Raw genomic sequence first — 24,735 nt, 5'->3', positions numbered from 1 at the left:
AACGCCGCAGTGAATATCAAACAGGTTGGGATTTCAACCTGGGGATTAGGAGATATAAGTCAGGCTCAGCCTGCAATCTCTGCTTGAGTCCCGAATCCCCGTCTCTTCAGAGCGGGGAGTGGATCAACAGCTACAGATCTTTGCTGGCTATAAGAAAGACCGTTGGCATCGCCCGACTTAATTGACTTTTCGATTTTACTTCAGCCATGCTGAAGGGATTATTTGCAGATCTGAAGACCACGCTGAATAACGGGTCCGATATTAATTTTGGTTCCTGGAATTGCAGGATTACTGCGCCAGATTTCATCAATTGGTTTGTAGCCTAAAGCTTTAGCCGTTCCATTGACTGCGTAGGACTCATCTTCTGTAGCGAACACCACAGCACCAACTTGCTGCCCATTTCCTTCGCCAATGCAGTACAACTCGCCACTGGTCACCGTGAAGGGCCATGCCTCACCGAACTCGCTTTGAGAGATCATGATGGAATTACTAGTGGCTGCCATGCTTGGGTTCACTCCAAAGAATCTAACGAAGATAGATAGGGTGATAGCAGCGATCGCTATTACCAACTTTTGCAAATTAGACTTCATAGATCAACTCATCCAAGCTTTGCTCAAGCACTAATATAAATCAGCGATCGCTCTGTAATCAGCCTTCACACCCGATGCCGTCACCGTCTCTATCAAAACCATGTGGGTCAGGTTTCAAAACAGTGAATTGCTTCTGTGGAATCTGCCCACAATCCAAGTCAGGCGGGCCTGGCGGGATGCACACGTTAGGGTAAGCAGAGGAACAGTTAGAGGTCTGAGTAGCTGGTGATGGAGTAGTAGGACGAGTGATTGTGGGAGCTGGAGCAGAAGTTCCACGTTTACCTGCTCTAAAATCCCAGGGCATTATTGGATTTGCTTGACTCCAAAAGGCTAGCCTGCGTTGCTTGGCTTTAGCTTCTGCTTGCAGGTATCGATTTTGAGTGCTAGCACAACCGCTCAAGTACTGCCGATAAACTACGGCTCGACCTTCCTGTACCATTTGTAGGTTAACTGATTGACCCCCCTTAAATACCTCACCCACGCTACGCCCGTAGCGATCTTTCTCTACTACCCGTAGCTCCACGCTTTGATTCTTGGGTAGGAGTTGACTGAGGCGTGCGGCTGATTCCTTGCCACCTGCTTGTGCTGCCTCCGGCGCATCCGCGCAGACGAGTCTCACAGTTATAGGTTTTCCATTGACTTGAACCCGCAGTGTATCTCCATCACCAGTACTAATCACAGTAGCTGGCAGATTGGTTTGGGCCAGGAGCGGAGTAGGGAGAATTAACGCGATCGCGGCTGCTAGGGCAAGAAGTTGATTCATAAAGCCAAGCGAGATGTTCTGCTCAATGCTATCTGGATTCTGTCTACAAACTCTGAATCTCGATCGCACGTTAGTACTAATTGATCGACGGCACGAGTCATCGCAACATAGAACAGCCGAGTTTCCTCCTGCACTGTACCGTACTGATTTGGTAGATAACCTACGCCAGGGATGAAAACCACCGGAAACTCCAGACCTTTACTTGAGTGCATGGTCATGAGTTTGATGCTCTGCTCATCCGGGTGGAAATTTCTACTTTGAGTCGTTGCGTTAACCCACTCAACTGGAACTTGAGCCTGTTGCAGCTGTTGATGGATGCGATCGCCCATAAACTTAGAGCGGTAAACAATCGCCATTTCATTCCAAGCAGTGCCACGCTCATTAAATTGTTGCACTCGCTCCACTAAGTAGTCAGCTTCGTGCTTAAAGCTAGGTAATCGAATCAGTTCCGGAGTAGGGCCGTGGCGACCAACGCTTTGAGGAGAAACTAGAACTGGCCCATCTTCTTGGTCATCCGTGGGAGCCATAACTTCTTTAGCGAACTCGTAAGCTAGAGTCAGTACTTCTGCCGTATTGCGATAGTTGAGCTTGAGGATAGTAGTCCGCCCCTGAGCTTGGATGCCAATACTCTTAAAGCTAAACTTCTGTTTTTTGTCCTCACCGTAGAGGTTTTGAGCATCATCGTAGAGCACCAATAGTGAATTGGTTTCTGGATCAACCATTTGCACAACTAACTTGAGCCACTCAGACTGAAAGTCGTGCCCTTCATCAATCATGACAGCACCATAGTGCCCCGCTGGGATGCGGTTTTGATCTACACCTTGAATAACTCGCTGCACGAGCTGCTCAACATAGTCGTCTCCTTGATATCGCTGTTTGTTGGGGAGAATTAGCCCATATTGCTTGAGCTGATCGACGCACCAACCGTGAAAGTGACGCACTCTAACGCGATCGCTCAGTCCTTTCTCCTCCATCATTTGCCGTAGCCGAGCAGCCAATGAGACATTGAAGCAGAGCACAAGGATGGGTTTGGTTGTTTGCTGAGCTAAGTGCTGGCAACGGTAAGCCAAAATTAAAGTTTTCCCAGAACCAGCAACACCGTGAATGACTCGGTGCCCTTCTCCTAGACTGCGGGCAAGCTGCTCCTGCTGCAAATCCATAATTCTGATTAGATCTGGGATCAGTTCCTGTTGCTGTGGCTCTACCTCTGCCTCTACAACATCCTTACCAAAGAGTGACAATTGCTTGGCTGAAATTCGTAGGTCAGGGAAAAGGTGCCAGCGCACTCGATCGATTTGCTCCGAGGTGAGTGCTTTGCCAAATTGATAGGGAGATAAGTCCCAAAACCGTTTCTGGAATTCCTCTGGATCAACCTTTTCCGTCATTTCGTCTTTGCAAATGACTAGATTCGAATCGAAGACTTCGCCTAAATCAGTTTGTTCAAAAGCTTTGCGGGTAATCTCGGTGAAGACAACACCATAGCCATAAGGCAGCACCAACTTGCCTTGATAGCGTCCTTCTGTCTGCACTAGGAGGCGATCGCGCTCTAGGGTCTCATTCACAGCTAAGGCATAATTTCTCGCCTGGGCTAGGGGGTTCTTGACCTCTTTGATGCCGTTCGGGGTGAGTAGCTCAACCGTGGCCTGAGTGATCCGTTGAATATTCTCTAGCTTCCAGTCCTTAACCTCTAAAATGAACAACCCTCGGCCAGGATGCAGAACGATAAAGTCTGGGTGCAGTTGCTTTGTGCCTACTGCCACGTCGTACCAGAGTATGTAGTCTTCCTCCAGTTTCCGCTCCAGTCTCTCAGCCAGTCGCTTCTCGCCATTGGTCATGCGAGGTAGGCAGCTATTGAGGGACGGGATTAAGGTTGCCATATCTAGACGTGCTTCAAAAAGGTTCTAGATTAGCCTTCCCCAATAGCATCGAACTGTTTATATTTCGAGCGATTGCTGCTTGGTCAAAAGCTTTCTTCTATAAAGAATAGAGGAAGTCATAGTTTGCGGCTCGACCCACTGATGATTACAGAGTTTGCTTCAAGCTAAATCTAACGTTCTAAAAACTTTCGTTTACACTAGCGATCGATGTTGTAGGAAAGATTTGTGGGCAAAGCAAAACGTAGAAGAAATCTAGCTCCAGCTCTCGGCTTTGGGAAGCAGCAACAATATCAGGAGAAAAACGTTGCTAGCAAAATGAAACTACTTGAGCAGAAAGGGGTGATCGAAGCAGTTGCTGAAGCACAGATGCAAGCGCCTTTCGACGCTTACTCCAAGAATTGGGTTTGTGATTTTGGCAATGAGTACATAGCAGTCAATACCCTTGAACAATGTCTCGGACTGATAGAAATCGAAGACACGGAAAAAACCCTTGCTTATAAACAGTGTTTATCAACAGGCTATGCAGAAAACGAAGAGGAGACTTGGTCTATTCAGTGGAACCCAAAACGAGCAGAGCACTTGAAAAACGTCTATTCCTTTGAAATGCACGCTGATGGCTCTTTGTGTGTGGCCCCGTAATCTTGACAGCTTCTTTCTAAGAGACCGCCTTATAGCAGCACTAAATCATTGTTTGACTAGATCTACACTATTCAGACCGCTCCAAATATGAGGGCCTGACTCGCCGTACATAAACTGCCAGGACCTTGCCTCTTCTTGGCTAACGGGTTCAGAAACTACCTGCATCCATTGCTCATCTCCCTCAACCTTCACGCGATCGCCCTGCTTCACTTCACCAGCGGTGATTTTAGTTGGAGCTTGCGGTTCTTTTTTGGTTGCCATTTTGTTGCCTCACTCGCTCTTGAATAGAACTGAGAATTGAACTTGAGATTGGTTGCTGATCGCCAAATGTCTCAGAAGCTGCTCGCATGAGAGCAACGAACGCTGCCGTCTCTTCAGGCGTCAACTCCCCCTGCACGGAAAGATCCATATAGAGAGCAGGATTCTCAGGATCAGTGATTCTAATGCGCTTGCTCATTAAAGTTCTGACTGAAGGAGCGATCGCGAGTTAAACCCTTGAGGGAGCTGCTCAGTTATTTTGTAGCTGGTGCAGCATGAAGCTGAAAATGCCCGATTGAGCGATCGCCGCCCTAGCTACATCGTGAGGAATGTTAGATGCTTTCAAATTGCGATGTACCGACGCCAGCGAAAAACCATAACGACCTTGACGGATATTTGTAACCAAGGCAGTTATTTCATCTGATTGAAATTCATAAACGTTCATAGGATTGACCGTGACAGATTTAAGTGGACTTTGTTGACAAATACTCTAGAATCCCATGACCAACTATTTTTTGTTGGTGCGATCGCTCTCACCGTTGCCGCTTACTGCATGGTGAGGATCGAACTCACGTCCTCTGCCATCCACGGTATCTAGCCCTGCTGGGGAGAATTCCTGAGCTGCATGCAGTAGATAATCGGTGCCAGTCTTGCCGAGTCGAACGGCTCAGACGCCATACTCCAACGCTTTGTTGATGGCCTTATGCTGTCCCCAGAGCTAAGCGAAAAAGCATCAAATCTCCTTCACTTAGGGCGCGACTTGCCACTGGTGCGATCGCATTTTCATATTACTGTTATTAAATAAACACGTCAGCAAGTTCTTTGACGATATTGGCGAACTGATGAACAAAGGTGGAACACGGCAAAAGACTGTGATGCTGGAAAATATCAGCTCAGACTGGCAAGGCTCTACCCGTTTGAGTCTCAACCCGTTCTAAACGCATCTGGGTCAAAAGTGACACAGGTTGCAGAGGACGGCTATTCCGCTGCTCAAGCAGAAGTTTTTGAAAAAATTGAACGAGCAGGATTCCCGCTAACTCGCCATCTGAAAGCTGAGGTGTTAGCGACCCCTCTTGATGTGGTTGCAGATGCGTTAACTGCGGCTGTTGAGTATTGCTCGACTCATAAGGTGAGGAATCCGATCGGCTTACTTCGAGATGCGATCAGCCAGTGCTGGAAAACAGGAGCCAGTAAGCACCCCAAATCAGCCAAGGCAGCAGAGCCAGGGTTCAAAGGGTGGTTTGACCTAGCCTACAAACTCCGGTTAGTTACTGCCAGTCAAATGATGGGAGGAGAGCAATACGTTCTGACCAATGAGGATGAGTGGGAGCCTTGGGGTTCACTGGCTGCGGCTTTCCCTGTGGCGCGATTGAAACAGATGCTGGGATAGTAATGCGATCGAGAGGATAAATTCAGCTTGCTTAATCCCAGCATCTGTTTCAATCAACCTTTTATTTTCTTTAGTTCTTCCTCAACAACTGACAATGGAATAGTCATTAACCAAGTGTTTAGCGGCTTGTCTGGCTGTAGTGGATTGGGGAGTGCAACATCGTCAGGGAACCACATTGCCAAAATTCGTTCTTTTTCGAAATCAGCTTCCTGAGCTAAGTGACGAAGATCTGGAATCTCTGGAAGGTCCGTATCAGTTCTCTGGTAAGCCCTAATTAAAATTGGGTGATTCATGGTGTCAGGATTAACACCTTGCTGCCTCAGCTCGTTACGGGCATCCGCATCAGCTCGTAGGTTTACATAAACAATGTCTTTGAGCTTCAGTTGCACAAAACTAGTGCATGCTATCTCCAATGTGTTGATGAGGAAATGGGTTGATAGCACCTTGGCAATCCCCTTGATCAGACTCGTTTCCTTGCCAAAATTAGGATCTTGAGCCTTGCGGCGTTTAGCCTCTCCCATGCTTCCTCTTTGATTTATCTATGGTGCTACTAATCTAGCTCAGCGATCGCCCCTCTGCCTCTCTCCACTCCAACAGAGCGATCGCTCTGCCCTACCAAGAACTCAGTTCAAAATCCACAATTTTCTGATCTAAAGTTTGCGTCACTAGTGCAATCGCCTCTAGTACGTCTTAACAGCTTTGCTCTAAAGATGAAAATCAGGAATATTCAAAACGTCTCGGGGTTCAATCACAACATCATCGGAATCTAGTGCATGTTGTATCAAGCTCTGAAGACTTGGATAAAGTGCTACATCTCCATAGGCAACATTCAACCACTTTTGCCGTCCTTCATCCGAACCTTCGCTTTTGAAAAGTCGGGCCAGTTCAAGCATACATGCTACTTCCACACGAGCTGGAAGCAAGACTCTTCTGTTCTTTAAGTGTTTTTCGAAAATCTTTTCAGCTTGTTTGCTGGACCAGTGTTGCGTTCTATCATGAATCACATCCACAACAAAACGTTCAAGCCCCAGCAAAGGATCACCAAAAGTACGTGCTGTTACTGTATCATCCCATATTGCCTCTTCACCATCCATCATTGTGAGATGAGCACAAAGTAACGCAATAGCTTGGAGGTATGCTTTTTCAGCTTTCTTTGCTTGTGCTATCAAATGGAGCGACTGCTCCCTGAGGAATTTCCAGTTGTAGGATGGGTTGGGATCAAAACGGAAGAGAAACCTACCTGCCCAAGAACCAGAAGTCGCTACACCCAAGAAGCAATCTGCATTCGCTTGGCTTTCTGTTTTTTGGCTGTGAAGACATTCAATGTAGTTATCTTGGTAAACTTGAAGAATGTCTTCAAACCAGTTTCTAGCATATTGAGCTTCAATTTCGTAGAGCTGCCCATCAGAATCTTTCATGCGGACATACGCTGGTATACGAAATCCGCTCACTACACCATTACCTGATTCTTCGATCCAGGGATGGAAAAGCAAATCCTCAGTTTCTTGGCGCTCAATAAACTCCAACATGATGGAACGCACCAGGCGAAATAGTCCCCGCAATGTTAAATAGGACTGGCTATTCTGCTCAATCTCTTCAGCACGATGCGATTCACTAATAAGAAGCTGTGTGAGTGGTATCAGCGCATGAGAGAAAGATGATCTTAGAACGTAAGCATTTTGGATGCCTTCTTCAATCCTAGAACGCCTTAATGGATAGCTTGAAGTACTGTGTGATGCATCATATAAATCTGTAGAGATATGATCAAGTGCAAACCTAACAAACCTTCTTGTGGCTCCTGGATGCAGCACATCAACTAAAACATTACGTAAATCTTCAGTCCAACTACTATCAACGGAAGAAATGCGCTCATCTTCAAAGAGGGTATCAAAACGCCTCCTAGGTTCGCCTCGCACATCATTCCAAGTTGCATGATATTCTGCCTGGCTATTTGCCATTGCCTCAATGACAAACACAAGCAGCGAGTAAGAAAGGGCGGGATCACTGGAAAGGACATGAAGTGCGCGCTCATAAGCAGCGAGAGCTTGACAAAGAGCACGATATTTTTGTCGAGGTAATGATAAGACTTTCTGAAACCAAGAGCCAAGAACCTCTACTTCTTTATAGAGCGACCTTGTTGTATCACTGAAAACATCGGGTAAAATTTTTTTCGGGACGAGGCTACTTCCTATAGAACGTGATGTATTGCAGTGCCTTTCAATTTCTTCTGGTGACTGAGCGAAAAGCAAATTCATTCGCAGGATCAAGAGGCGGCGAATCTGCTCGCTTACATCATCTACTGGTGTGTGAACAGAACCAGCACCAACAATAATCGAACAGTTATTAATGACCAATGTCCAGGCATAAGTGTTAGATACTAAACCTCCACGAACTATAGCAAAAGCTGGACTGGAGAAGGTCAGATGTGGACACTCATGTTTGCAAAAAAGAGTTCGAGACTCTTGAGTGGCCCTGACATGCTCGCTTTGACTATGGCCCAACCAATAGATCTTTTGCAGCATCAGAAACTACTTCCGTAAGTTGATTACATTTTTCTTAAAATGTTATGTCTCACCTCCATTTGAATCCCAATCTATGTCATCTAGCGTTTTCAAGAGCAGATCAATGAATACAATGATCGCTCCACCCACTTCTGGACTCGGATCTATAACTCGATGGGCATAAAGATTGCGAAAAACTGCCATCATACCTGCATACAAATCACGGTATGCCTTAAGTTGCTTATCATCTAGCTTGCTGCTCAACACTGGATTCTTACCAGCAAAAATGATATTCACGAGACCTTCGCCAGTAGCATCTGGATTGATAGCCTCAGTTTTTCCAAGTTTTCTCAAGCGTTCTTCTAAAACTACTGTTGCCGTGCGAACAGCCTTGTCCCAAGCTTTCGGATCATCTCCACCAGAACTCAATGAAAAGCGACATCTATCCCACAATTCAGGATCTAAGTGCTGAACTTCAGTTAGAGGAATTAAATGGAGAGTAGCAGACAAGTTGGGGGCACCAAAATTAGAATCTACTGCTTCATAGGCTCGATTAGTCAAAGCGCACTTATACTGATTTGGACGACTTCGGTCACATGAGAGACAACCACTGCTGTGCAAAGCATTGAGAGTTGTCGTCTTTACTTCAGGAACATTCCCTTGGTAGCCTACTAAACTTGCCCCATCAAATGACCAAACAAACCAGATTTCTTCCTCATTAAGCATTCCAGCACGTACTTGTTCTACTAACCATTGCAGAAGGGTTTTCTGGGTTTCAGTTAAATTCAAAGCTTGCATATTTAAGGGTTGATATGAGTACAAATAGTTTCTAGATTGCTCCCATGATTAAGATTTTTGTGACCTGTGACGACTTTCACTCACAAATTAACTGTCCACCGTATGTAATAGGGGCAGTTGCTTTTAGTCCTTCTGCCACCAAAATCTATCATCTTCATCTTCGCCGTCCTCATCGTCGTTGTATTGAATTATTGGAGTAACTACGACAGAGACGGAAGCATCATCCTGAAAGCCTAAGGCCGTTAAATAAGCACTTTTAGCGGTTGCCTCACATAAAAGAAGTTTCCCTTCTATCTCAAGTGTTTTAAGGCCAAAGCGCTCCGACTCAACCGTTACTAAAGTTTTCTCAGGAGAGCTTTTGAGGGTTACTTTGTCGCTTGGAAGAGCAATATCTGTATAAGCCCAAAATGATGCCATCATTGGGAGCAACCGCTTACAACGTTATAAACATAACGCTTATGATAATTCATAGTACAAGCGATCGCCCACCATTTTCCTACTTTAGGTAGATAAAGACTTTATAAAATCTCTGAATTGATTGAGTCAATGACAGCGATCGCCAGGAATCTAACTTATCCATATTCATCATTACTCTGCGGAAGCAAATGATTTTAGTTTTGATGTTTATTCAAGGAACATCCTTCACTAAAGAATGGCGAAAAATAGCTTTAGTTGGCAGACTATTACACTGAGGCTTTGGGTAATAGTCTGCTATTTTTCGTCTTTTTGAAACCTTATCAGCTAAGTAGAATTAGTAAGGTTTCGTTAATGACTTCTTAAAGTAGTCATTGCGCTCTGTAAGATCTGGCAAATTTTCAACTCCATCAAACTGGAACCCATTAGCAGAGGTAAATGGAACCGAAGTACTTATAGCACAAGTGGGATGTTTACGAGCTTCAACGTGAATATGAGCAAACCCTCCATTTGCATCTGCTGCCTGAGATACAGTTCCTAACAAGCTATTTTGAGTTACTACAGCTCCGTTAGCAACACGACGATCCATATGACCAATTAAAAGACTCCGATCTGGACCAATTTGCAAGCATACTAAATCTGAATTGATGTAAGAAATTGTGCCAGCAGCAGGTGCTAAAATCGGTTGACCAGCAGACTTGTTAACATTTCCATCCGCAGCATAACAAGAGTTCGTTCCGAAATCTTGAGCTACTGAAAGGTCTAATCCAAACGTGCTTTGATGTGATATGTATCCTTGATAACCTTGACAAACATACCAAGTTTGGTTGTTTGCGAAAGGAAGACCAATCTGTCCAGTATCGCTGCGCGAGGGTAAGACCTTCCAGTTCTGGTCTGGCTCAACAAGAATCGTACCTGCGCTCTTGCGGCTGAAACCATTCATCAACCAACCGTCAACAGAACCACTTACAGCATGACGCCATAGAACATCTGATTTGCCGTCACCATCTAAGTCACCAACCCCAACAACTTTCCAGTTCTGATCCTGCTCAACAGCAATTTCACGTGCCTCTCTGCGACTGAGGCCGTTCATTAGCCAGGCACCCACAGAACCACTTACAGCATGACGCCATAGAACATCTGATTTGCCGTCACCATCTAAGTCACCAACCCCAACAACTTTCCAGTTCTGGTCTGGCTCAACAAGAATCGTACCTGCGCTCTTGCGGCTGAAACCATTCATCAACCAACCGTCAACAGAACCACTTACAGCATGACGCCATAGAACATCTGATTTGCCGTCACCATCTAAGTCACCAACCCCAACAACTTTCCAGTTCTGATCCTGCTCAACAGCAATTTCACGCGCCTCTCTGCGACTGAGGCCGTTCATTAGCCAAGCACCCACAGAACCGCTTACGGCATGACGCCATAGAACATCTGATTTGCCGTCACCATCTAAGTCACCAACCCCAACAACTTTCCAGTTCTGGTCCTGCTCAACAAGAATTGTACCTGCGGCTTTGCGACTGAAACCATTCATCAACCAACCATCAACAGAACCGCTTACAGCATGACGCCATAGAACATCTGATTTGCCGTCACCATCTAAGTCACCAACCCCAACAACTTTCCAGTTCTGATCCTGCTCAACAGCAATTTCACGTGCCTCTCTGCGGCTAAGGCCGTTCATCAGCCAAGCACCCACAGAACCGCTTACGGCATGACGCCACAAGACATCTGATTTGCCGTCGCCATCTAAATCGCTTGTAGTCGTGGCTAGTGAAGGAATTGATAGTGCTAGAACTAACCCCACACTACTAAAGATGCCAACGGTAGCTAAGGCAATATATTTTAGTACTGCAACTGAACGAAAATCGAAGGTCTTAGTCATTACGGGTGTCCGAGATAGATGCTTACCATCGAACACTTTGGCACTTATAATCAGTGCGATGTGTGATTTGATACAGCCAAGTCAAATTAAATAAGGTTTAGCATGGAGCAGTTTTGGCCGCGTAACATTGGTTAGGCGTGTTCCAAGTTCCTTAAAGGAATAATTCACTTTTTCCAATGGCCCATTTATTCACAGATGCTCACTAACACCTAAGGTTTTTCCTTTCTACTTTGCAACTAGGCCAATACAGTAGCTCAGCGCTCCGGCAGTCGCCCCCCACTAAAGCGATCGCTAGAAAGCTAACTTATGCCAACTCGTCGTCACTCTGCGGAAGAGAAGAATTTTGGTTCTGGGGATTTGAAGATTTGAGCTTGGGCACGGGTGTGATGGAGCAGGGAGGTAATCCTTGCAGGCCTTGAGAGGATAGTAGAGGTAGATCTCCTGTCAATCCAGGCAGAACAGCCACTTCTATCATGCATATGTTGAGCAATGAGTTGTTGGATTTGGTTGAGAGGTTCAGTCACAGTGCAACCTCAGCTTGAAAGTAAGTTTCTCATCGTAAACTGTTCATAGAACGGCCCTTTTATGAACAGTTGGTAATTTAGTGTGGCAATTCGGAAAGGAAAACGGGTTCTTGACGGTGGGCGATCGCGGCGGCTGCCCAACAGCAAGCTGCGGAATCGGGAGTATCTGCTACTTGGCGAGGTCATTACCTTACTGGAAACTGCCAAAACGTACAGCCGTTATCCAGATCGGGACTATGCTCTCATTCTTATGATGTTTCGCCACGGTCTACGAGCATCCGAGGCAGGCATGTTGGAATGGAAGGATATTGACCTAAGCCAGAACAGCATTTATATCAAACGAGTCAAAGGCAGTCGCTCTGGCGTTCATCCACTGTTGGAAGATGAGAGAAATATTATTTTGAAAATTCGTCAGAACAATATCCCTCAGATTTTTGTCAATGAACGAGGGCGATCTTTTTTGGTTCCCGCCAAGATACCAGGACGAGCAGACGAAGCACCTGGTATTTCCAGGATTGTTGCCCGTGTAGGGGAAGTGAGTGATCTCAGTATCAAGGTTCATGCCCACATGCTGAGACATAGCTGCGGGTATTGGCTAGCAAACCAAGGATACGATACGCGCCTTATCCAGGATTATCTAGGGCACGAAAACATCCAACACACAGTTAAATACACCAAGCTGAATCATGAACGATTTAGGCAACTTCGTTGGTCAATATGAGAGGCGATCGCTCCGGAACTAATTCGTGCAGGGAGAGTAGGAGCCGCTCCCTGCACGAATGGATAATTAACCTTTTGCCCCAGAAAAGCTGATTTTAATAGCTTTCACAAACGGTTCCAATATCGCCGCATCTTCGGCTGATAGTTCGCGCAGATCAATTTTCTGAAGATCGGCTCGAAGCGATTGGATTCTCCGTTTCGCCCGCTTAGCTCGGAGTCTCATGACCAGCCGGGAGCAGTAGTGGGGGATGTCGATCGTGATCATCCACGTTGTCAGTCCGACACATAGAGTCGTTACTAACGCAGACAGAAATATTGCTGTTCCCACATTGGTGTAGGAGCACAGAGCTAGTACTTGAGTGGGATTGCTGAGCAGGGGAATGAGTCTGATTGGAGCAACTCTGACCCAAGGCAGTATCTGAAATGGAGTGGTTAGGCTTGCCAACATCTCCATCAGGCCTGAGCAGAATACTGCATTCTGAGCTGACTGGGTGATGTAGAGAATTCCAGTCAAATTGAGGAGCCCCAGACCGATTGTAATGATCCCCTTGAACAATCGTTGCAGTTTGAGGAATGGTTGCATTAGAACCTCTGGCCTTTGGGCTGGCAGTGCCTACTGGGAGGTGCCGTTGAACTCTGACGCCAGCCCTACTACAAAAAAATCTCGCCCATCAACAGAACCCTTGCGAATTAGGTCATTGAGTTGAGCACCAGAAGCAAAGCTAACATTAGTGGCTCCTGCCTGCCGATAAGCGTAATAGGTGGCATCATCATACTTTTTTGATGACTGGGATGCCTGAGGTTGTACCTCTACCTTAGTTGTTGTGCTCTTAGCTGGCTCTTCTTTTTCAGGAGTCAGCTTACTCTTTTTATTGATGAGGGCGATCGCGTAGTTGCAGCTCCGTTTGAACTCTGCACTAGCCTCGTCAATATCAAACACTAAGGTGTTGATTTCACCGACGTGACGCTCTACCTCGTTAAACCGTAGGTTTTTCAGAGCAAGCACCATTTGGTCAGGGTCCTGGTAGCGATCGGCAAAAGCTTTGATGGCCGCTCGGACTTCTCGGCCTTGCCGAATAAATTCTTCAACCCGCTCCCGGCCTGTCGTTTCACCCGAGCCCAGAAGCTTATCCGAAATTCGTTCGAGCCATCCTTTGCGGTAAGCAACAACGACCAGCGCGATCGTTCCTACCAGAGCTAAGAGTGCTCCAGCGATTAAGTATTCCATGAATTGAATTGCCTCCAGTTGTGGCGATCGAGGCTAAATATTTAGATGCACTTTGATTTTGATTAAATGCATCTGTTAACTAAGTTATCTTATGCCTATAAATCATATACTGCAATAAGTCAAATTACGGATTTATTTCAAAACAGGAAATAATCTAAATCAAGTCAGTATGCTAGTCAAAACAAAAGCGCAATGGTGTTTTGAAAGCGAACTCGCTTTAGAAACCGTGGTGTGGGAAAATCTCGGATCTTTATTCTCACTAGCTCCCCTTAAACGGCAATATCAGTGCCAAGGAGAGATTTGTGACATTGTTGCCAGTGATGCTAATAACGGTTTAGTTATTTTAGAGCTGAAAAATTCTGAGGATCGCTATATTGTTCAGCAACTTACTCGTTATTATGACAATCTGATTCAGGAAAGGCCTCTACCTAAACAAATTGATTATTCACGACCTGTCCGACTCATCGCGATCGCGCCTAGCTTTCACCGGCACAACTTCATTGATCAAAAATATCTTCGTCTAGATCTGGAGTTTTTTACTTGTAAGATTATTCAGTCTGATGAGATTTTTTCCTTGCAACTGCAATCCATAGAAGCCCAAGAGAGCAAAATTATTAAACTAGCCTACACCCAAGTGCAGGTCTCCCAATCTTCAGGCTTACCAAAACCACCTCAGATGCTACTGGATCGCTTAGGAGGATGGCCTATTGAGGCTCAGCAAAACATTTTTAAGTTGCGTGAACGCATTCTTCTTTCTGACCCACGAATGCAAGAAACAGTTAGTGGTCAATCCATTTATTACGGTCGGGGAAAACAAAACTGTGCAGAGTTGTACTTTGACAAAAAGCAGCAAAGCCCAATTTTATTCCTATGGCTACAACTCTGGCGCTATGAGAAAAATGCCACTGGTCGCCACCGAATTTGGACCGATTGGGAGCGGATTTTATTCTGGGCTCATGTTCCTACAGGGCTGGGGCAGGCGAAGACTCGTGAGGAATGGAAGCAGATTCCCCAAAATAAATGGCCACGAAAGCACCTAGAAATGGGAAGAAGCCTTATTGCCGATTCTTTTCATTCAGAGCTTTCAACTAGGCTTGGATGTAAAGAAAGTACTTCTTCCTTGATACCAATAGTTGATGCTGCCCTAGAAAGATGGCAAACGAGGCTTTGACAAAGTTTGACTGCTACTCCATCTACTTGGGGTAAAGTTAGTAAGGTAAGGCTGCAACGAAGTGCCATACGATCGCTTAAAAGTTTGAACAGTAGGGAATTCAACAAAGAATCCTGAAAACTGAAACTTGCCCGTAAATGATAGCTGGGTTGCTTACGAAAGCTAGGGTAGAATCAGCTTTTCAAGCAGTTTTGAGGTAAGAACTTGCCCACAAATAGTCATTTCTTGGTTACGTTGAGGCAAATCGCGAAAATTGAGGTGGGGTTATGGCTTGTTTGAAGGAGTATCAGTGATGAAGTTTTGGAGAGTCTGGGCAATTCTCCTCGGTCTATCTTTGATGATTGGCGAAACTATCCGGAGCTGGGGGCAGGGGCGAAACCTACTCTTTGTTCTAGATGACTTCTTCGTAGGATTACCGCTTGTTGTAACAGCAATCCTTATGGCTCGACCATCTGTTCCTCGCTTGTGTGCCTTTTCATCCTCATTTGCTGCGAGCGCAGGTATGTTATATGGGAGCTTCTTCGGAAAGCTTGCTGATTTGTCCAAACCAGCATCGAGTAATATTGAAGTCCGACTGCTAACTGCTTTAATTGGTTTGGCATTCATATCATCAATACTTGGCTTATTTGGGAGTATTCGCGCATCTAGTAACGTGGTTGTCAGAAATACTAATAGAAGTTCCACTTGAAAAGTGAGGGGCAGCCATTCTTCTCTTGATCCTTGTGTTGGCGATCGCCACTCCTCATCAACCAATGCAGTCAAAACCAATACATCAGTGCGAAAATTCATTGCTTCAATTAAAGCTGATGAATCAATCTGGGTACTGCTAGCAACATGAGCGGTCATCACGTCATAGTCCCACAGCAGTTCGATGATCCCCTCCTCCACTTCCGATTCGCCCATCTCCTCTGCTTCAAAAGCCATTTGCTCTTGCAGAGCTTCTACAATCTGCTGTGGTGCGATCGTTTGAAGCTCAGACCTGGGCGCCGAAGTGGGATTAGCCTCTGGCTCAAGATCTAACAGCTTGGTGTCCCCTCTGAGAAATGAAAGATATACCAAGCCATAGCCTCTATCAATGGAACGGTAGTACAACTACTTAAAAACTTTGAATAGTGCTCAAGATATGATGATGGAGAAGTAGAGTGCCTTGCTGTTCTCCTCCCATGCCTGCCTGTCCTCTGTATACGTCTGCTCAAACGGTTAAGAATGGTCGCATCCATAACGGTAAACAACGCTTCAAATGCCGCGATTGTGGACGACAGTTCATTGAACAACCGACCCAAAAAGTGATCGACCTAGCGACACACGAACTGATTGACCGATTGCTGCTGGAGCGCATTTCCCTAGCTGGCATTGCCCGTGCGGTACAAGTGTCTGAGCAATGGCTTCAAACCTACGTCAATGAAAAATATGCCAAGGTGCCCCAAAGCGTGCAGGTGACACCCAAAAAAAGGGGAAGCTAACGATTCAGTGTGATGAACTGTGGTCCTTTGTAGAGCGCAAGGGGGACAAACAGTGGGTCTGGCTAGCCCTTGATGCAGACACTCGTGAGATTGTCGGGGTTGACATTCGGGTATGGCAACGATTCGTGTAAAAATGTATCACGAGGGGCATCAAAGCTTTATTAGAGAGACGTTTCAAGGATCAATCGTTTGTACTACCGGAAGGTCATAATCAATGGGAGGTGGGCAACGATTAAGGTTGAGATCGTACCGTCCAAAGCGATTCACATGCTGCGTCCAGTAGGGACTAAGGGCAGCAACGACCTCTGGTTCTAAGGGATAGCCTTTTTGCCGCAATTCATGGAGAATTCGACTGATCTCAAAAACGTTGTAGAAGATCAGGCAATTTGCCACCAGGTGGTTATAGCGAATCATCTTTCGCTGTTCTTCTCGGTTGTTCGAGGAAATGACACCTTCTCCCCCAAACGACAACCATTAAACCTTATCGGAAATTAGACTTTAGAATTAATACGGTGCACCTGGGATGAGGTCGGTAGATGAAAATGACGTATGCGGAACTACGAACCAAACCGCAGGTCTTGTGTAGTTTAACAGGGCTCACCCCCAAAGAGTTTGAGGCTTTGTTAGAGAGCTTTCAGGCTGCTTGGGAGGCGTTTGTCAAAGAGACCTTCCAGCATCAAGCGCGCCAACGAGCCTTCGGGGCAGGTCGAAAAGCTCACCTCAAACAGCTCGAGGATAAACTGCTGTTCATCCTGGTCTACTTCCGACTCTACCCCACACAGATGGTGCAGGGATTTCTCTTTGGGATGAGCCAAGCCCAAGCGAATGAATGGATTCATCGATTGAGCGCCATCCTTAATCGCGCCTTGGGGTATGAACAGCAGTTGCCCGAGCGAGACCCAGCCAAGCTAGAGACAGTGCTGCGGGCTTGTCCAAGCCTAGAATTCATGATTGACGGGACCGAGCGACCGATTAATCGACCCCAAGATCAAGACGATCGCAAAACCTATTACAGCGGCAAGAAGAGAACTCATACCGTCAACAACCTGGTGATCAGCGAACGCGGAGGCAAGGTTATGTTCCTGAGTGACACCTACGAAGGCAAAAAACACGACAAGAAAATTGCGGATGAGGAAGGCTTGAGCTTTCCCCCAGGCAGCACCCTCTGGCAGGATAGTGGGTTTCAGGGCTTCGCTCCCGAAGGTCTGACGATTCGACAACCGCAGAAGAAACCCCGAAATGGGTCACTCACGCTAGAGGAGAAAGCTCACAACCGTCAGATATCGAGGACTCGAGTCGAGATCGAGCACCAGATTGGAGGGATCAAGCGCTGTCAAATTCTGTTGCACAAGTTCCGCAATTGGGTTGACTACTATCTTGATGATGTCCTAGAAACGGCTTGCGGCTTGCATAACTTTCGACTCACCCACCGTTCTCAAAAAGCGAAGCAGACGCCCCAAGCGGTTTAGTTGCAGATCCAGAGGGCAAGGAGTGACTTGATCACTGTCCCTCTCTATTTCCAATAAGGTTTATTGTACGAAGTGGTTAAAAGCCTCACTCTTGTTGGTCGCCGCATGGATGGTCGCTCGCAGTTGTGCATCATTGAGATATTGCAACAAGAAACCCGTTCTGACTGCACAGCCTAAGACGTGAAATGCTTGGTAGAGCTTGTTTTTGGTACTGTTGGTGCTGAGTTTCCGCAACCCGGTTGAAGCATTGATCTTGCCTGCCTTAACGGACAATGCAACCCGCAGCATATCTGGCAGATAGGTCTCAATCTGATTCCAGTTGACGGTATCGGTAAACAGCGAATCAACGTGCTGATAGCGCACAGATCGCATTGGGCGGTAAAACGTCAAGGATTTCCAGTTGCGGATGCGAGGCATCAAAGTAATGCCCAGCAGATATGCCAGGGCAAAGACGGTTGCACTTTGAGCCTGGGTGTCGCCATGAATGGTGTCCGGCTGGATCTCAGATTGATTGTTCAGCAAGCCATCGAGAATGTAGACCGCTTCCCAAACTCCACAAGGAATAAAGTGACTGAACAGTGCAATGTAAGTGTCTGAGACATGATAGTCGCCAATGCCGCCATAGCCGCCGTAACGAATGTGGTACTCCGCCAGTAAATTGTTTTCGTAGATATCCCACTTGGTGCCATCGACTGAGGCTTGGTTCCCAGTTCCCCAATACTTTGGCAAGTTGAAACGGTTATACGCATCAATGATGGCAGTAATGGCTGCTTGCAGCTTATCTAAATCAATATGCCGTTGATGCACATGGGACACCTGCCGTCGGTCAAATCCTTTGAGCGACCGCGCGGCTTGGGAAGGACCCAAGTTGCAGCCATAGCAAAAGGTGGTTGCTAAATACCGAGCGACCGGACGATCTAGTTTGCTATCGTGTCCTGATTTAGGTTTGAAGAAGCGTGTCCAGTTAAGCCACAGTTCTGTGTCAATCAAGGTATCGAGCAAATTCACGGGGCGAATGCGTTCAGCGATACGAGCTTTTAGTTGAGCTGCTCCAGGCACCGTCTTTGCTTTCGCTTTGCGAATCACCAGGCGGTCTTGTTGATAATCGACCTCCGCGTTGGCGGGAAAGGCATCATCAAACGTGGTCGCGCAATCTATCAGCCACCGTTGCACATGAACGACAAAGGCTTGAGGGTCGGTTGGTAATTCCACTTGCTGCCCATACTCTGCCAGGGCAGCCTCATATTCCTCCCACGAAATGAGTTGGCTGTAGTAATCGCCGTAGTCAGAACTTCCTTCAACGTAGAGGTCGCCGGACTTCAGTTCCAGGAAGATCTGTGAGAAAACGCAAACTTCAAAGTGGCGACGATGAACGCTCTGAGGCACTGGGGCGCGGGCACGTTGCCCCGTAACTAATTGCCACCATTTGGAGGAAATCCAACTTAAGTCAATGGGCTGGACTCTTTGCTCTGCCTCAGTGCCAGCGTTTTCTACTCGAACGACCGGCAAGTCTGCTTGCCGATGATGCCGATGTTTCAGCAAAAAATCAATCACTTCTTCTAGGGTCGTGTCCTGTGTACTGGAGCGTAAGGGCAGCACCTCGATGAGCCGAAATAAAGTAGCTCGGTAGTTTTTGTAGAAGTTCTGCATCAACGAGAAGTAGTTGTTTTCTACATGGCTCAGATGAGCATCGCACTGTTCTACCAAGGCATCGCCTTGATCCCCAATGATGGACTCAATGGCAGCAAAGCGATTTGGGATTTCGCCGGGTTTCTGATATGCCAGCACCACTTCCCGCAGGGTCGCAATCAATTCGTCGGTGCGGGGTTGCATTTCGACTCGATACTCTGCCAACGCAGTTCTGCCTTTGTGATGCATTTGCTGCATCTGCTTGATAAACATCTCTGCCAAATCATCCAGGGTGCGAGCAGACTGAACGCTCAGCAGGGCAACCGCCAGGGTATATCGCTTAGACGGCTCCATCTGCTTCATCCGAGCCGCATCCAGCGTCATCGCTTCCTGGGCGAAGTGTTTGACTTTGACCTCTGGAATGCCGATTAAAGCAGCTTGTCCAAACTGCAACTGCTGCAATTTCTGCAATCGCTCAATCCAGCTTCGCAGATGCGTGAGCGTCAGGTTGCCTGCATCCTGTTTGAGTTCATTCCAGGGAGTGCTGGTGGCATCGGTGGTGATTTCAAACAGGGCATCAATTTGTTGGCGACTGGCAACCGTTAAATGAGCATTGACCTGTTGATAAAAGGCGGTCGCCACCTGCGCTCGGATTTGCTGTGCAACCCGTTTGAGGGTGCTAAAAGCCGGTAGTTCAAACCGTTGGCGCACCAATTCTTCAATTGCAACATTGATCAGATCTGCTAAATCCTGTTTGGTCAGTGCGGCTTTACGCAGGGCTTCCTCCATCACGACCGCTGCTGCCCGATTGTAGGGATGCAACTGCAAGTAGTCTCGAACGATCTGTAAGTGTCGCCGTCGGGTGACCGAAGCATCATAGTCTGCTAATTGCCGACTGGAAACATCGAGATGGGCAACCGCCGCAATATGGCGAATAATGCTGTTGGGTACGACTTGGGTAGAAACCGCATAACCCAGTCGCTGAAATGTTTTGAGCAAGATCAGCAAGCCCAGCCGTGTCCCACTCCCGCTTGCCGTGGCTCCTTTCGCAAAGGCTAACTCCTCAACGGTTGGGGTGTAGATGGTTGTCAGTTCCTTAACGGTGAGATGGCTCTTTTGACGAGGATAGGCAGTTTCTTGAACACTGGGCATGACACCCTCCTGATACTAAATCGATGAGGGCTGTTGGGACTGATATGCCATGCCACAATGCGGACAGAAGCGATGTTTGAGCGACCCAATCGGTGCCTTGCACTGCCAGCACTGATGACGAAGCGCACTGCCACATAAGCAGCAGTATTTTGCTCGAACCTCCGCCCAAAGGGGATCTGTGGGGTTGCCTGGTTTCCAACAGTGGGGGCAGAACTTCAAGCGGGGGGACGGCTCAATGGCTAGACCCCGTTCAACCGCTTCGAGATGCTCCGGTGGAACTTGCAATGCAACCGCTAATCCGCTTTGGGTTTTGCGGTTGAGCCTGGCTGTTTTCCCTCGTTCCAACTTGCCAATACTGTGCAGATGCACACCGGCTCGCTCTGCCAGTGCCTGTTGACTCAAACCTCGCTCCTGGCGAACCCGGCGAATGTACTGCGCTAAGGATTCTTGAGGATGAGGTACCTGTTCTGTTTCTAAAGTATTCACAAAACGATGCTGGTTAATGTGCAGCTAAAGATATACTGCTGCTAAAGCAAAATACGTCTTCCCTTAACACAAACCTTGGTTTCTTGATTGCGCTTGCCACTGTCGCCACTCAGTTTTTGGATCGTCTAGGACTAGCTCAAAAGACTCAGCAGTCTTACGAGTTAACCTTGATGCCTTTCTTACAGGCGTACGGAAGCGACCCGATTGAGTCGCTCACTCGCCCGACTATTGAAGCTTATTTGAATGGATTGACCCATTTGGCTTACACCACCCACCAGCGGCATCAAGCTGTGATCCAGGCATTGTTTAATTTCGCCGTTGATCAGGGTCATCTGTCTACCAATCCCATTGCTCGCTTGCGGCATCGCAGACCTGACCCAGCCAAAGGAGAAGTATCAAGTGACCAGGTCATTCGTTATCTGACCCCTGAGCAGTTGCGGCAACTGTACCAGGTTGTTGCCCCAGATATTCGCCTGAGTGCATTAGTGCATTTACTCCATCGCACAGGGGCAAGAATTGCAGAACTGTTAGCGCTGAACTTAGCAGACATGAATCTGGCTCATCGCCGATTTCAAGTGATTGGTAAGGGAAACAAACAGCGCTGGTGCTTTTATAACGAGGATGCAGAACTGGTGCTGAACCAATACCTCCGGTACTACCGCCATCAGGAGTGCATGGCTTTATTTACGGCTCAGCATCCTCTAACGCAGGCAGTATCGCGCTTGAGCTATCGCACCGTGTACACCTACTGGCGGCAGTTCACACAATTAGATCCGCTACTGAAAGAGGTTCGCATTCACGATCTGCGCCATACCTTTGCAACGGAGAGAGTCGGGTTAATCAGTATCGAAGAATTACGGGCGCTGATGGGGCACGAAAATATTCAAACCACATTACGCTATCAGAAGGTTACTTCTGAGCGAGCAGAAGTGGCAGCCCAGAATGCATTTAAGCTATTGCAGACAAGTAACCATGAGCCGTGATTAAATGGGTACTTCTGTTTACTTTTGAGCTTCAAGCTTTATCTGCAACAGAGTATGGCTACTACTCTGCTGATGGAAAATAAGACACCCATTGAGGCGGACGACAAAACGGTTTACGCGTCTCAAAAAATGGATCTTCAAAAGTACTGGTATATATAGCTTTAAGGGCTATCGTGATACATTTTTACACGAATCGTTGCCATACCCGACCAAGGTAATGAGCGCTTAGTTGACCTCGTCACGAATAACGATCGCTTTGCCTTTATTACTCGCATCATCCGCAACCATTTTGATTCCCACTGGAAAATCTCTGAGACCTGGGCACCTCAAGATGCTTGTCCCTTCTAGCTAACCCCAGGGAAAACGATCGCTCCTCCATCTACCCAAAGGGGCGATCGCTTCAGATGGAACTTCACTTATTTAATCAACACGGTTATGGAATTAAATCAGTACCCCACCGCAATCGCTTCAGCTGCCCAAGCCCTTAACGATTTAGAGCTTGACATTACCAAAGTCAGACGGCAAATTGCTCGAATTGAATGTAGAGCGGATGCCAAAGTCGCGACGAACCCGAACCTCCAGAGTGATGTAGCTCGTCAAGCTGAACGATTCTATTTGCTTGACATTAGCAGCAAGTATCAAGAACTATTGGATGACTTGGAAAATCTCATGCATCAGAAATCCACAGCAATGGCCGAGTTGGAGCGTGCTCGCAACGAGTTCTCGGTGGCTAAGATTGAGGCGATCGCGGCAATCGCTCAACAAATTGTAGGTTTAGAACGTGCTGACTTCGTCGGGCTCTAACTCCTAAAACAGACAAATAGCGATCGCTCTCTAGTCTTAGGGGTGCGATCGCTATTTGTCTGAGCTAACTTCGCAAGCGATCGCTACGCTTGATCGAGTGTTCTGTAACCTGTGGACTTTTATCTGGATGCCCGCAAAGGAACGATCGCTGCCAAATCGTTTTTTAAGTTGAGAATTAATCGTATGTCTCATTGAATAACGCTTGGCTCAGTAAGCTTGAATGTTTAAGATGTGGGTTGGCAATTTTAGGTAAACAGCTCATGCAAAGCATTCAAGGACTTGGCCTCAATTGATGCTGAAAGCTGATCCGGGTCAGCATCAAAACTCTTCCACAGCGGCTACTGTTCTCAAACCATAGAGATAGGGAACCTTGTAATCTAGCCCTCACAACTTCCAAGTATGAGCAGATTTCTTACCCTTACTCGTTCCTTCCTCACACCCTTGGTAACAAGGTCAAACAGCAGGGAACGCACCCCCACAATCAGCAGCTATGGTCAAGGTGATTCTGGTGTGCCGAGGGAGGAGATGCAACCCATCATGGAATGGCTGTTTGCAAGCCTTCTGAATGCTGGCTACTCTGGTACCGCTCACCTCATCTGGTATAACGATGCGGTACCCCCCAATCCCTATCTAGAGAAAGCAGTCAAGGATGGGATTAGGAAGGATGAGCCCACTCTGCTTTATCGTTGTGGCGCTAGAGTGCAACTGCTACCCAATGGCTACTATTGGCGCTTAATGGCAGAACACCCTTCCAACCGCATCTATCAGCTAGAAGTCAAAGATGAGGATTGATGAGTCTGAGTATTAGACGGAAGCTACCCGAATGCGATCGCTGCATTTTTTATGCTCGCGATCCTCATCTGGTCTGTACCAATCATCCGAGTGGGGTGAGTGGTGATGCTTGCTCAAATTTTGAGTGCGACCCCACAGCAGAACTAGAAGAATTGTGGGAACCGGAGGGAGCTAGCTACTACAACGGCGAGTTGATCGTGACTCCAGAACAGCGTTGGTCTCGCTTAGAAAAGTTGGCACTACTCGAATCCCACCCACTGTTTACGGGCCGATGTCCTCACTGTGAGGCTGGCATTGCTTTAGAAACTTCAAACATCCATTGGGATTGTGGGTGCTGTGGCTGGCAGGATGATTCAGTGTAAGAAGCTCATCGCTTTACTTGGGAGCTTGCTCTAGGGCAAGCAGGAGATCCGTTTTTAAGTAAGGGCTTCACTTTGAGGGTTGCTCCCTGCCCTTTAGCCTCGCAAAGAATAGCTAATGTAGTGCTTTTCCCTTGCTCGGTCTTCCCTAGAAAAACACCTCCTACATAGCCTACTTTTGTGAGTTCTCCAATCGGTACGGCATAAACCAGTGCTGATTCTGATGTGATGTGAATTGAGTATTCATATGAATTCGTTTTACTCTGGATGCCCAAGCCAAGGTTTTCAGTTCCGCTGGTAAATTTTTGATGATCTAGATAGTAGCTTTGCTGTGCCCGATTGATTGCCCCTGCATAAGCTTTCCCCTCCCACTGCTTCGCCTTACAAACTTTGTTAATGAAACCGTTGCAGTGGCCCGGAGTACCGAAAAGCAGGAAATACCCCACTACGGGCGCTGCAATGATAGTTGCCAGTAGTCGCAGCAAGCAGCCTCCTGCAAAAGAGGAGTGATTTTGAGAATCCGAATTCATACAAGAATTCCATCAAGATGAAAAGCGATCGCGACTGCCAACATCAAAAGTTGATTCATGGAAATCCCTACAGAGGACAGGCTTAGGGTACCCGCTCGAGGTGGGTAGCGCGATCGCAGGGAAGGTGCAGAGTTGGCCTGCTAGTGAAGGAGCTTGTAGCTTAGTGAAAGAAGTAGGCTTTAATTATGCGTATCCAACAAGCCATTCAATCCTTAGTACGGCGACATCGAACCAGGATTGATACTTACCTTTTCATTACCATTCTGGTGACTAGTCTCTGCGTTCGATTCGGTATCGGACC

At 47.0% G+C, this 24,735-nt stretch carries 27 protein-coding genes; 10 read left to right on the top strand and 17 right to left on the bottom strand.

Translation table 11 applies throughout. The annotated features are described in order from the left end of the window. Window positions 1–218 precede the first annotated feature (218 nt). Genes KME12_23200 through KME12_23190 form a run of 3 tightly spaced genes read right to left on the bottom strand, consistent with a single transcriptional unit; the run spans window position 219 to window position 3,230 of the window. On the bottom strand, window positions 219–590 hold the full coding sequence (locus KME12_23200; GenBank protein ID MBW4490692.1) for a YebY family protein: 372 nt from the start codon (window positions 588–590) through the stop codon (window positions 219–221). A 58-nt stretch (window positions 591–648) separates the two neighbouring features. Next, window positions 649–1,353 carry a thermonuclease family protein gene (locus KME12_23195; GenBank protein ID MBW4490691.1) on the bottom strand — a complete coding sequence of 235 codons (705 nt, stop codon included), beginning with the start codon at window positions 1,351–1,353 and terminating at the stop codon, window positions 649–651. Then, window positions 1,350–3,230 (bottom strand): NERD domain-containing protein, encoded by a 1,881-nt coding sequence (locus KME12_23190; GenBank protein ID MBW4490690.1) that lies wholly within the window; start codon window positions 3,228–3,230, stop codon window positions 1,350–1,352. Before KME12_23190 ends, KME12_23195 begins: the two co-directional genes overlap by 4 nt. Window positions 3,231–3,455: 225 nt before the next feature. Here KME12_23190 and KME12_23185 point away from each other — a divergent pair, with 225 nt between their 5' ends. Further along, window positions 3,456–3,869, top strand: coding sequence for a hypothetical protein (locus KME12_23185; GenBank protein MBW4490689.1), 414 nt, complete (start codon window positions 3,456–3,458; stop codon window positions 3,867–3,869). A gap of 45 nt (window positions 3,870–3,914) precedes the next feature. Here KME12_23185 and KME12_23180 read toward each other — a convergent pair whose 3' ends face one another. Next, complete coding sequence (locus KME12_23180) at window positions 3,915–4,130, bottom strand: hypothetical protein (protein MBW4490688.1); 216 nt, start codon at window positions 4,128–4,130, stop codon at window positions 3,915–3,917. 247 nt (window positions 4,131–4,377) lie between these two features. Then, complete coding sequence (locus KME12_23175) at window positions 4,378–4,572, bottom strand: hypothetical protein (GenBank protein ID MBW4490687.1); 195 nt, start codon at window positions 4,570–4,572, stop codon at window positions 4,378–4,380. A gap of 510 nt (window positions 4,573–5,082) precedes the next feature. On the opposite strand from KME12_23175, the gene KME12_23170 reads away from it, so the two are divergent. Beyond that, on the top strand, window positions 5,083–5,517 hold the full coding sequence (locus KME12_23170) for a hypothetical protein (GenBank protein MBW4490686.1): 435 nt from the start codon (window positions 5,083–5,085) through the stop codon (window positions 5,515–5,517). A 53-nt stretch (window positions 5,518–5,570) separates the two neighbouring features. Here the strand turns inward: KME12_23170 and KME12_23165 are convergent, their stop codons facing one another. From KME12_23165 to KME12_23145, 5 genes are all read right to left on the bottom strand, one after another. Next, a complete protein-coding gene (locus KME12_23165) occupies window positions 5,571–6,038 on the bottom strand; it encodes a hypothetical protein (protein MBW4490685.1) in 468 nt (155 codons plus the stop codon). Between the two features lie 183 nt (window positions 6,039–6,221). Beyond that, a complete protein-coding gene (locus KME12_23160) occupies window positions 6,222–8,039 on the bottom strand; it encodes a hypothetical protein (GenBank protein MBW4490684.1) in 1,818 nt (605 codons plus the stop codon). 42 nt (window positions 8,040–8,081) lie between these two features. After that, complete coding sequence (locus KME12_23155; protein ID MBW4490683.1) at window positions 8,082–8,816, bottom strand: TIGR02391 family protein; 735 nt, start codon at window positions 8,814–8,816, stop codon at window positions 8,082–8,084. 123 nt (window positions 8,817–8,939) lie between these two features. After that, a complete protein-coding gene (locus KME12_23150) occupies window positions 8,940–9,236 on the bottom strand; it encodes a hypothetical protein (protein ID MBW4490682.1) in 297 nt (98 codons plus the stop codon). Window positions 9,237–9,567: 331 nt separating this feature from the next. Continuing rightward, window positions 9,568–11,124: a VCBS repeat-containing protein gene (locus KME12_23145; protein MBW4490681.1), complete on the bottom strand. Its 1,557-nt coding sequence runs from the start codon at window positions 11,122–11,124 to the stop codon at window positions 9,568–9,570. A gap of 657 nt (window positions 11,125–11,781) precedes the next feature. Here KME12_23145 and KME12_23140 point away from each other — a divergent pair. Then, complete coding sequence (locus KME12_23140; protein ID MBW4490680.1) at window positions 11,782–12,369, top strand: tyrosine-type recombinase/integrase; 588 nt, start codon at window positions 11,782–11,784, stop codon at window positions 12,367–12,369. A 66-nt stretch (window positions 12,370–12,435) separates the two neighbouring features. On the opposite strand, the gene KME12_23135 is transcribed toward KME12_23140, so the two are convergent. Together KME12_23135 and KME12_23130 are read right to left on the bottom strand one after the other, a co-directional pair. Then, on the bottom strand, window positions 12,436–12,951 hold the full coding sequence (locus KME12_23135) for a hypothetical protein (protein MBW4490679.1): 516 nt from the start codon (window positions 12,949–12,951) through the stop codon (window positions 12,436–12,438). Between the two features lie 30 nt (window positions 12,952–12,981). Further along, a complete protein-coding gene (locus tag KME12_23130; GenBank protein ID MBW4490678.1) occupies window positions 12,982–13,596 on the bottom strand; it encodes a hypothetical protein in 615 nt (204 codons plus the stop codon). Between the two features lie 169 nt (window positions 13,597–13,765). On the opposite strand from KME12_23130, the gene KME12_23125 reads away from it, so the two are divergent. Beyond that, window positions 13,766–14,767, top strand: coding sequence for a DUF91 domain-containing protein (locus tag KME12_23125; GenBank protein MBW4490677.1), 1,002 nt, complete (start codon window positions 13,766–13,768; stop codon window positions 14,765–14,767). Window positions 14,768–15,031: 264 nt separating this feature from the next. Here KME12_23125 and KME12_23120 read toward each other — a convergent pair whose 3' ends face one another. Continuing rightward, window positions 15,032–15,859 (bottom strand): hypothetical protein, encoded by an 828-nt coding sequence (locus tag KME12_23120; GenBank protein MBW4490676.1) that lies wholly within the window; start codon window positions 15,857–15,859, stop codon window positions 15,032–15,034. 71 nt (window positions 15,860–15,930) lie between these two features. Between KME12_23120 and KME12_23115 the strand changes: the two genes are divergently transcribed. Next, window positions 15,931–16,230 (top strand): hypothetical protein, encoded by a 300-nt coding sequence (locus tag KME12_23115; protein ID MBW4490675.1) that lies wholly within the window; start codon window positions 15,931–15,933, stop codon window positions 16,228–16,230. Between the two features lie 174 nt (window positions 16,231–16,404). On the opposite strand, the gene KME12_23110 is transcribed toward KME12_23115, so the two are convergent. After that, on the bottom strand, window positions 16,405–16,701 hold the full coding sequence (locus KME12_23110; protein ID MBW4490674.1) for a transposase: 297 nt from the start codon (window positions 16,699–16,701) through the stop codon (window positions 16,405–16,407). A gap of 65 nt (window positions 16,702–16,766) precedes the next feature. On the opposite strand from KME12_23110, the gene KME12_23105 reads away from it, so the two are divergent. Beyond that, window positions 16,767–17,699: a transposase gene (locus KME12_23105; GenBank protein MBW4490673.1), complete on the top strand. Its 933-nt coding sequence runs from the start codon at window positions 16,767–16,769 to the stop codon at window positions 17,697–17,699. A 60-nt stretch (window positions 17,700–17,759) separates the two neighbouring features. On the opposite strand, the gene KME12_23100 is transcribed toward KME12_23105, so the two are convergent. After that, a complete protein-coding gene (locus tag KME12_23100; protein ID MBW4490672.1) occupies window positions 17,760–20,480 on the bottom strand; it encodes a Tn3 family transposase in 2,721 nt (906 codons plus the stop codon). Window positions 20,481–20,495: 15 nt separating this feature from the next. Then, window positions 20,496–20,966: a helix-turn-helix domain-containing protein gene (locus KME12_23095; GenBank protein MBW4490671.1), complete on the bottom strand. Its 471-nt coding sequence runs from the start codon at window positions 20,964–20,966 to the stop codon at window positions 20,496–20,498. A gap of 83 nt (window positions 20,967–21,049) precedes the next feature. Here KME12_23095 and KME12_23090 point away from each other — a divergent pair, with 83 nt between their 5' ends. From KME12_23090 to KME12_23075, 4 genes are all read left to right on the top strand, one after another. Further along, entirely contained in the window at window positions 21,050–21,949 is a 900-nt protein-coding gene (locus tag KME12_23090) for a tyrosine-type recombinase/integrase (protein ID MBW4490670.1), read from the top strand. Window positions 21,950–22,384: 435 nt separating this feature from the next. Continuing rightward, complete coding sequence (locus tag KME12_23085; GenBank protein MBW4490669.1) at window positions 22,385–22,753, top strand: hypothetical protein; 369 nt, start codon at window positions 22,385–22,387, stop codon at window positions 22,751–22,753. 399 nt (window positions 22,754–23,152) lie between these two features. After that, complete coding sequence (locus tag KME12_23080) at window positions 23,153–23,545, top strand: hypothetical protein (GenBank protein ID MBW4490668.1); 393 nt, start codon at window positions 23,153–23,155, stop codon at window positions 23,543–23,545. Further along, entirely contained in the window at window positions 23,545–23,907 is a 363-nt protein-coding gene (locus tag KME12_23075) for a hypothetical protein (protein ID MBW4490667.1), read from the top strand. Before KME12_23080 ends, KME12_23075 begins: the two co-directional genes overlap by 1 nt. Window positions 23,908–23,912: 5 nt before the next feature. Here KME12_23075 and KME12_23070 read toward each other — a convergent pair whose 3' ends face one another. Beyond that, entirely contained in the window at window positions 23,913–24,434 is a 522-nt protein-coding gene (locus KME12_23070) for a type IV pilin-like G/H family protein (GenBank protein ID MBW4490666.1), read from the bottom strand. Window positions 24,435–24,735 lie beyond the last annotated feature (301 nt).

It is taken from the genome of Trichocoleus desertorum ATA4-8-CV12, from assembly GCA_019358975.1.
GTDB classification, from domain to species: domain Bacteria; phylum Cyanobacteriota; class Cyanobacteriia; order FACHB-46; family FACHB-46; genus Trichocoleus; species Trichocoleus desertorum_A.
Note: the sequence above shows the minus strand (reverse complement) of the source record. Positions and strands in the feature narration are given on the sequence as shown.

What these genes read in the sequence shown, in the direction of transcription:
- KME12_23200 (MBW4490692.1), bottom strand. Translation starts at nt 590, where the DNA reads ATGAAGTCTAATTTGCAAAAGTTGGTAATAGCGATCGCTGCTATCACC.
- KME12_23195 (MBW4490691.1), bottom strand. Translation starts at nt 1,353, where the DNA reads ATGAATCAACTTCTTGCCCTAGCAGCCGCGATCGCGTTAATTCTCCCT.
- KME12_23190 (MBW4490690.1), bottom strand. Translation starts at nt 3,230, where the DNA reads ATGGCAACCTTAATCCCGTCCCTCAATAGCTGCCTACCTCGCATGACC.
- KME12_23180 (MBW4490688.1), bottom strand. Translation starts at nt 4,130, where the DNA reads ATGGCAACCAAAAAAGAACCGCAAGCTCCAACTAAAATCACCGCTGGT.
- KME12_23175 (MBW4490687.1), bottom strand. Translation starts at nt 4,572, where the DNA reads ATGAACGTTTATGAATTTCAATCAGATGAAATAACTGCCTTGGTTACA.
- KME12_23165 (MBW4490685.1), bottom strand. Translation starts at nt 6,038, where the DNA reads ATGGGAGAGGCTAAACGCCGCAAGGCTCAAGATCCTAATTTTGGCAAG.
- KME12_23160 (MBW4490684.1), bottom strand. Translation starts at nt 8,039, where the DNA reads ATGCTGCAAAAGATCTATTGGTTGGGCCATAGTCAAAGCGAGCATGTC.
- KME12_23155 (MBW4490683.1), bottom strand. Translation starts at nt 8,816, where the DNA reads ATGCAAGCTTTGAATTTAACTGAAACCCAGAAAACCCTTCTGCAATGG.
- KME12_23150 (MBW4490682.1), bottom strand. Translation starts at nt 9,236, where the DNA reads ATGATGGCATCATTTTGGGCTTATACAGATATTGCTCTTCCAAGCGAC.
- KME12_23145 (MBW4490681.1), bottom strand. Translation starts at nt 11,124, where the DNA reads ATGACTAAGACCTTCGATTTTCGTTCAGTTGCAGTACTAAAATATATT.
- KME12_23135 (MBW4490679.1), bottom strand. Translation starts at nt 12,951, where the DNA reads ATGCAACCATTCCTCAAACTGCAACGATTGTTCAAGGGGATCATTACA.
- KME12_23130 (MBW4490678.1), bottom strand. Translation starts at nt 13,596, where the DNA reads ATGGAATACTTAATCGCTGGAGCACTCTTAGCTCTGGTAGGAACGATC.
- KME12_23125 (MBW4490677.1), top strand. Translation starts at nt 13,766, where the DNA reads ATGCTAGTCAAAACAAAAGCGCAATGGTGTTTTGAAAGCGAACTCGCT.
- KME12_23115 (MBW4490675.1), top strand. Translation starts at nt 15,931, where the DNA reads ATGCCTGCCTGTCCTCTGTATACGTCTGCTCAAACGGTTAAGAATGGT.
- KME12_23105 (MBW4490673.1), top strand. Translation starts at nt 16,767, where the DNA reads ATGAAAATGACGTATGCGGAACTACGAACCAAACCGCAGGTCTTGTGT.
- KME12_23100 (MBW4490672.1), bottom strand. Translation starts at nt 20,480, where the DNA reads ATGCCCAGTGTTCAAGAAACTGCCTATCCTCGTCAAAAGAGCCATCTC.
- KME12_23085 (MBW4490669.1), top strand. Translation starts at nt 22,385, where the DNA reads ATGGAATTAAATCAGTACCCCACCGCAATCGCTTCAGCTGCCCAAGCC.
- KME12_23080 (MBW4490668.1), top strand. Translation starts at nt 23,153, where the DNA reads ATGAGCAGATTTCTTACCCTTACTCGTTCCTTCCTCACACCCTTGGTA.
- KME12_23075 (MBW4490667.1), top strand. Translation starts at nt 23,545, where the DNA reads ATGAGTCTGAGTATTAGACGGAAGCTACCCGAATGCGATCGCTGCATT.
- KME12_23070 (MBW4490666.1), bottom strand. Translation starts at nt 24,434, where the DNA reads ATGAATTCGGATTCTCAAAATCACTCCTCTTTTGCAGGAGGCTGCTTG.